Source organism: Nostoc sp. WHI (genome assembly GCF_015714725.1).
Lineage (GTDB): Bacteria > Cyanobacteriota > Cyanobacteriia > Cyanobacteriales > Nostocaceae > Nostoc.
On sequence record NZ_WBKM01000204.1, the window covers coordinates 1 to 6,541 of the forward strand.

Annotated in this window: 8 protein-coding genes; 7 read left to right on the forward strand and 1 reads right to left on the reverse strand. The window is 39.3% G+C overall.

Annotated elements, in window-relative coordinates; all coding sequences use genetic code 11:
* The 7 genes from F8S12_RS20170 to F8S12_RS20200 all read left to right on the forward strand — a co-directional run.
* Positions 1-755 (forward strand): DUF3991 domain-containing protein (locus tag F8S12_RS20170; protein WP_230968147.1); only part of this gene is annotated, 755 nt, incomplete at its 5' end.
* A gap of 107 nt (positions 756-862) precedes the next feature.
* Entirely contained in the window at positions 863-2,485 is a 1,623-nt protein-coding gene (locus F8S12_RS20175) for an ATP-binding protein (RefSeq protein WP_196517865.1), read from the forward strand.
* 2 nt (positions 2,486-2,487) lie between these two features.
* Positions 2,488-3,057: a DUF192 domain-containing protein gene (locus F8S12_RS20180; RefSeq protein WP_196517866.1), complete on the forward strand. Its 570-nt coding sequence runs from the start codon at positions 2,488-2,490 to the stop codon at positions 3,055-3,057.
* 100 nt (positions 3,058-3,157) lie between these two features.
* Positions 3,158-3,484, forward strand: coding sequence for a hypothetical protein (locus F8S12_RS20185; RefSeq protein ID WP_196517867.1), 327 nt, complete (start codon positions 3,158-3,160; stop codon positions 3,482-3,484).
* A 30-nt stretch (positions 3,485-3,514) separates the two neighbouring features.
* The gene (locus F8S12_RS20190; RefSeq protein ID WP_196517868.1) at positions 3,515-4,699 is read left to right on the forward strand and encodes a nucleotide-binding protein; all 1,185 of its coding nucleotides are present in this window, start codon (positions 3,515-3,517) and stop codon (positions 4,697-4,699) included.
* 8 nt (positions 4,700-4,707) lie between these two features.
* Complete coding sequence (locus F8S12_RS20195; RefSeq protein WP_196517869.1) at positions 4,708-5,406, forward strand: hypothetical protein; 699 nt, start codon at positions 4,708-4,710, stop codon at positions 5,404-5,406.
* Positions 5,406-6,014 carry a DUF6753 family protein gene (locus F8S12_RS20200; protein WP_196517870.1) on the forward strand — a complete coding sequence of 203 codons (609 nt, stop codon included), beginning with the start codon at positions 5,406-5,408 and terminating at the stop codon, positions 6,012-6,014. The genes F8S12_RS20195 and F8S12_RS20200 overlap by 1 nt, the downstream gene beginning before the upstream one ends.
* 98 nt (positions 6,015-6,112) lie before the next feature.
* On the opposite strand, the gene F8S12_RS20205 is transcribed toward F8S12_RS20200, so the two are convergent.
* Positions 6,113-6,541: response regulator transcription factor (locus F8S12_RS20205; protein ID WP_196517871.1), on the reverse strand; the 429-nt coding region annotated here is incomplete at its 5' end.

A 6,541-nucleotide genomic window follows, 5' to 3' on the forward strand; every position in this document is an offset into this window, starting at 1 on the left:
TGGTGAAACACGTTAATCAATGTAACCAAACAACTGCGATCGCATGGATCGGGGAGCGATTTGGTGAAGTCGGGGCCCAAAGGGCAGCGATCGCTCATGCTCAAAAAGTTGCGGCTGACATTATCCAAACTCAACCAGCACCCCAATTCACCCCACCCGTTGAGGATAAAGCTAATTGGTCAGTCGTTGAACATTACCTCAAACAGAAACGAAGCATACCTTCTGATTGTGTACAAATGTTACATAACCAGGGGCTAGTTTATGCCGACTCAAAAGCAAATGTAGTTTTTGTGATGCGGGATCTCAACGGAAAGACCAAAGGGGCATTTTTAGAAGGGACAGCTAATACATTTTCTGGTTATGAGTTAGGTACTGTTCGCCGTGATAGCTGGTTTTACTTTACTTTGGGGAAAAAGCCTAGCGAACAAACTAGTACTGTCGTGCTGTCTGACTCTCCCATTGATGCCATTTCAGTAGCCATGCTGGAATATCAGGTTAAAGGAATACCAGAAAACAGAACAGTTTACATGGCAGCAGATGACACTTCAAATTTACCTGTTGAAAGATTACGTAATGTGACTCATGTACAGGTAGCTTTTAGTCAATCAACAGTGGCACGGGCTGTTAAAGAACTACTGCCACACTCGACTCAACTCAAGTGCGAAAGTGGGGATTGGAATACGCAGTTAATCAATTTCTCCCATCAATTGCAACAACGTTATTCACAACAAAAACACGAGGAATTAGAGCTATAGTTGCAAAAAAGTCAAGCTACTCTAGTACCGATTTTTTCAGTACCAAAGTAGCTAGTAAAGAGTTTTAGCTATCAATAATATTGGGGTGAAAATTAGTTAAAATCCTGATGAGTAATGAGTTAACAAAGCAAATATTCTCTCTAATCAAACTTAACAATAAGCTGATAGCTGTCGAGTCTCCATTACAAGAAAGACTCAAACTTTTGACAAATCTCGCCAGTGAATGCCAGCAATACAACATTAACTGTTACCTGTGGACGCTGGAGGATGATGCGCTACAGCAGTTATCTACTAATGAGGAGGGATTAACTTTACAAAGTGTTGACCAGTATCAAGCGATCGCCAAAAGCAGGCGCGAACATTACTTTGAGATTCTCCGATTTTGGAAAACCACTGATTTACAGGGCATTCTCATACTGGAGGGCATATTCCCTTGGCTGGGAGAGTCTACCACTGACCCCGATTTCTTTCTGACTTCCGAGTGGATTAAGTCTGCCCTCATTAACCTGAAGCTGTACAATTGCAATGCTAACAAAGCAGCGATTCTCTTAGGGTCAAACGCCACCGTGTCATCTGACATTGCCCCCGAAGTTCCGACAGTCATTCAACAACTGCCAGCTACCCTGGAAATAAGCAGTTACTTAGCTCAAGTATTACCTAATTATAGTTATGGCGATATTCATGCGACTGCGATCGCCGGCTTAGGGATGTACTTGGCAGACATTGACTATGGAATCAGACAGGCAATCGCAAATCATGAAATTACACCGGATGAGTTAGTAGAAAGACTGTCCGCTTACAAAATCGAACTGTTCAAGCGGATTTATAATATTCAATTTCTCCAACCCCCTAGCACTCCTATCGGGGGGCTGGAACTGATGCAGCAAGCGTTTAAAACTTATAAGCGCCTTCTATCCACATTAGCTAAAGCCTATAATCTGCGCTTACCCAAGGGGATTTTATTAATCGGCCCACCGGGAACAGGAAAATCTTACTCGGCTAAAGCAAGTTCTGCACAATTGGGGCTACCTCTGATTATTTTGGAGTGGGGTAGTTTCCGCAGTTACGGTAATTTGGCTGAGTACAAGCTAAAAAGCTTACTCGCACTGGTAGACCGAATCAATCGTGTAATTTTATACCTTGATGACTTTGATAAGGGATTCGCCGGCGATGATGATTTATCCAAACGCCTAGCTGGTATGCTTTTGACCTGGATGCAAGAACGTACTAGTGAGGTTTTAATTATCGCTTCGGCTAACAATATTCAATGGCTACCACCAGAGCTAACCAGAAGTGGACGCTTCGACGAGATTTTCAAGGTGGATCTCCCAAATTACGGCGAACGCCACTCAATTTTCAAGATCCATCTAGCTAAATTCGATGCTCGTTTTCGTAACGGGGGCGATGGGTACAGCGAAGAAGAATGGAAAAGGTTACTCAAAGCCACGCAGCGATGTGTCGGTGCGGAGATTCAAGCCATTGTTGAACGTGCGGCCATCTCTACTTTCTGTCAAATGTTTGGTGATGATGTTACACCAGCTAGCGAGCTGCCATCACTTGAGATTACATTGTCGGCATTGCTGGCTGCAAGGCAGAGTATGAATCCTCTGGCCATCCGCGAAGCTGACCGGGTTGAAAGTATGCGTAACATTGCGGCTTTACAAGGACAACCATCTAGCCCGATTGATTCATCTATATATAGTCTCGGCAATGTTGATATTTTTGGATAATTATGCAAATTCTTAAAATTCCTGATGAGAAAGATTTATACGTTGCTGCTTTCAAGTTACTGAACATACTAGGCCCTGTTGCTGGAGTATTAATTATCATTGGCACTGTGGCGCTCGGTTACGTCCAAACTCGTCCCCAAAATTTACCCGTTACCCACATCCTCACCCACGGCGATCGCACATTTAAGCTCTCAGTCGCCTCTACACCAGAGCAATTAGAGAAAGGGCTGAAATTTCGAGCATCCTTAAACGGCGATCGCGGGATGTTATTCAACCTGGGCAGAGAAATTTACGACGTGCCTTTCTGGATGTACAAGGTAAATTTTCCATTAGACATCTTTTATCTTAAGGACAATGTGGTGACAACTGCGGTTTACAATGCCGAACCTTGTCACAAAACCCCTTGTCCCATCTACAAGGGGAAAGTTGCCTCCCAAGTGCTAGAGCTAGTAAAAGGCGCTGCCAATATCAAGGTTGGCGATAGGCTTAACATCCAACCGTTATCAGTTTTACCTAAGAATAATATTGGTATTTATAGCGGCAATTCTTTGAAAACCAAAAATAATCGCTAGTAATTTTATAATGTATTTTTTAAAAATCAAGAAACTATAGTACTGAAAAAAACAGTACCTAAATAGCTTCGTGTGTTGAATCAAATATGGCAATCTATTTATGGGAAGAGTATGGACATATTGGGAATTCGATCACCCTTTGGGTAGCACGGTGCGGGTAATCTCTACCCCTTTAGGGCTAGAGATATTTACCGAAGATGTGTTCAACATCGTTGCAGCAGAATTAAATAACGAAAAAATAGTACTGATGAATATTCACAGTCAAGAACGTTATGTAGTTATTGAAGAAGAGGTAGTAAAAATAAAAACTTTAAATTTTACAGCCATCAATACCTTAAAGACGATTGTCAAAGCGGACTTGATTAATAAATTTGTGCATTGGGTACGAATTAAAATCCGACCGATATTTCAAAGACAGTATCTGTAAAACAATTAGTCAATATCAAAAGGAAGAAGAATGATGACTATTAAGATAGCCAACGATAATAACCGAAATACTGGCAACAATCTGGCAGATCAACCCTTTAGTAATACACCGTTTAACAATATAGCACCTAACAATGCGATAGAAAAAGATACTATTAATATAGATCCCGACAGCCCAGTACCCGACAATATAGCACCCAACAATGCGATAGAAAAAGACACTAGTAATACAGATCCCGATAGCACAGCACCCGACAATGTAGCACCCAACAATGTGACAGAAGAAAACATTAGTAATACAGAGTTAGACAGCCTAGTACTCGACAATATAGCACTTAACAATGCGATAGAAGAAAACACTAGTAATACACAGTCTAATAATCCAGTATCCGAAAAGAATAATAAGAATAACAACAATAAAAATAATCCACAACAACTAAGAAGATTAGTAATGGTGACAGGAGATAAAGGAGGTGTTGGTAAGTCAACGTTTGCCAGAGGTTTAGCGCAAACTTACATAGATAACGCAGTAAAATTTGTCGGGTTAGACGCGGATAATTCTAATCCACACTTGATCAGATTTTATGAAAAAGCTGCAAACATTCATCGTTTAGATATATCTAACTCAGATAAATTAGACGAATTTGTAGATAATTTAAAAGAATTAGTCTATCCCAAATCAAATGAATCGGGGAAAAATCAAGATGAACAATCTTTGATATTACTAGAAACGCCATCACAATTTCTGCCAACTTTAAAAATTTTAATAACCGAGATGGGGTTTTTAGATGTAGTCAATAATAAATGTAAGATGCAGGTGACGATAGTAGTAGTTATTAGCACAATAATTGATTGTATAACTCAACTACTAGAACTATATAGTTTCTGCGGTGATCGGGTGGATTATGTAATAGTAAAAAACTTGTTTTACGGAGAGACAGAACAATTTACTTTTTATGATAACTCACAAAAAGTCAAAGAAATGGAACAGCAAGTAAAAGCAACAGGGCATGATTTCACAAGTATAACTATGCCAAAGTTAGCGAAAAAATCCTACGATTATTTAGATGTTAAAAATCTGACATTTAGACAAGGACTTGAACAAGATGAATATCCGTCTGTATTTGGTAGAGTCTTAAGCTGGCTAAACAATTTTAAAGGGCAAATAAAGCAAAAAAAAGATTTATTTGGCATAGAGAAGATTTTATCTGAATAGGAAAAAAGATGTCAAAAAGAATGATTATAACTGTAGGAGATGCGCGGGTGGGTAAGTCTACAGTTATCAAGCTATTGCTAGAAATGTTAGCCCAAAAAGGAAAACGGATAAAGGTTTATAACCAAGAATCATTCCCTGTATTTCAGGCTTATGAACATATAGCAACCATTAAGAAGTTTGATTTATCAAATGACGATACTGATGCAATAACAGATGACCTAAATCATCCTGACTTAGATGTGATGATTGTTGATATGCCCGGACAAGATATTGAAAAAGTAATTCAATATATCGAGAGTGCTAGTTTATTTGAGGTTGTAGTAAAATTTGGTTGGAATTTAACATTTCTTCAACCTATTTCTCACAGGGAAGACTGTATATATTACTTAAATGCAATCATCCAGAACGCGACTAATAACGCTAACTACGTGGTAGTGAAAAATTACCATTTTACACCAGATTTTAGAGAATATGAGGAGAAGATACGGAAAAAGCTGTTAATTATAGGAGGTACAGAAGTAGAATTAACGGCTCTACATCGGAATCATTATCAAGCGATGGAAAAGACTGGTAAACCATATTCACAAGTTTGCCAGGAGCTATCAATAATTTTATTTTGGAGAAGCTTCATTTTTCAATGGATTAAAAAGTTTCGTCATTCAGTGATGAATAACAATTTGGCTATTAAATATCTAGGGCTTGATTGATGACACTACAAGACACATTACAAGGCTATTCCCCATCAGAACAAAAACGCATAGTTGAAGGGGCATATCAACTAGGAATTACACCAGACGATCCAACGTTTAGGATGATGGCGACACTGGGCAGATATGAAGAAACGATGATAGACCTCCAGGCAAGAATGGAGGCAATGATAGAAGCGTGGGCAGCACTGATAGACCAAAAATTGGAGAAGACAAGCAAACAAGCCGAGTCAATGCATTATACAGTTGTCTCTAGTGCCGTGCGTGATGAGATCAAAAAAATCAAGCCCACCGGCACAGGCATGAAAGTGCAGTCCGGCTGGGGATTGGGGACAGTATCTCTTGTGTGTGGATTAGTAGCGGCTGGCAGTACCTTGCTGGGTTCGCTGACCACATGGAATCTGGTGCAAAATATAGGAACGAATCAGTCAGTATTAGTCTCACGTAACGATCTTAAGATTCTCCAATGGGCAAAATCCCAAGAGGGTAAACAGATGTATCAAATCATCTTAAAAAATCAAGCAGCAATTGAAGCCTGTCAAACACAGCAGAGTAAAACCCAGGGCTATTGTTTAATTCAAGTGAGTAATACCAATTCTCCAAAATGAGGCAACAGATGTAAATTAGGAAAGTTTTGCTGCATCTAAGTTTCTTAATTGCGAATGGGCGAAAAAGCGAATTGCGAATTGCGAATTGGTATAAGTAGCTAACCTACTTTCAGGTAATCTTGTTCGATGTATCCAAGTTTACTAGCTTCAATCAGAGCATTGACGCGATCCTTGACATCTAACTTAGCAAAAATCTTGTTAATATGGCCTTTAACGGTACTTTCAGTAATAAATAACCGCTCGGCAATCAGCTTATTAGAAGAACCATCTGCCATCAAAGAGATAATTTGCATTTCAGTGGCACTAAGATGATCTTGGTAAGTCTTCCCCTTAATTTTCTGCTGGAATAAAAAATTATGTCGGCTAATATCAGGGTCAAAAAAAGACTTGCTATCGTAGAAGGTGGTTTTAATTGCTTCTAAAATTAGGGGAACATTATTCTTCTTGAGAATATAAGAATCAGCGCCAGCATTTAAAGCTGATTGAACAGTGCCTTGAGAAGAATGAGAAGAAAGAACAACAACTTT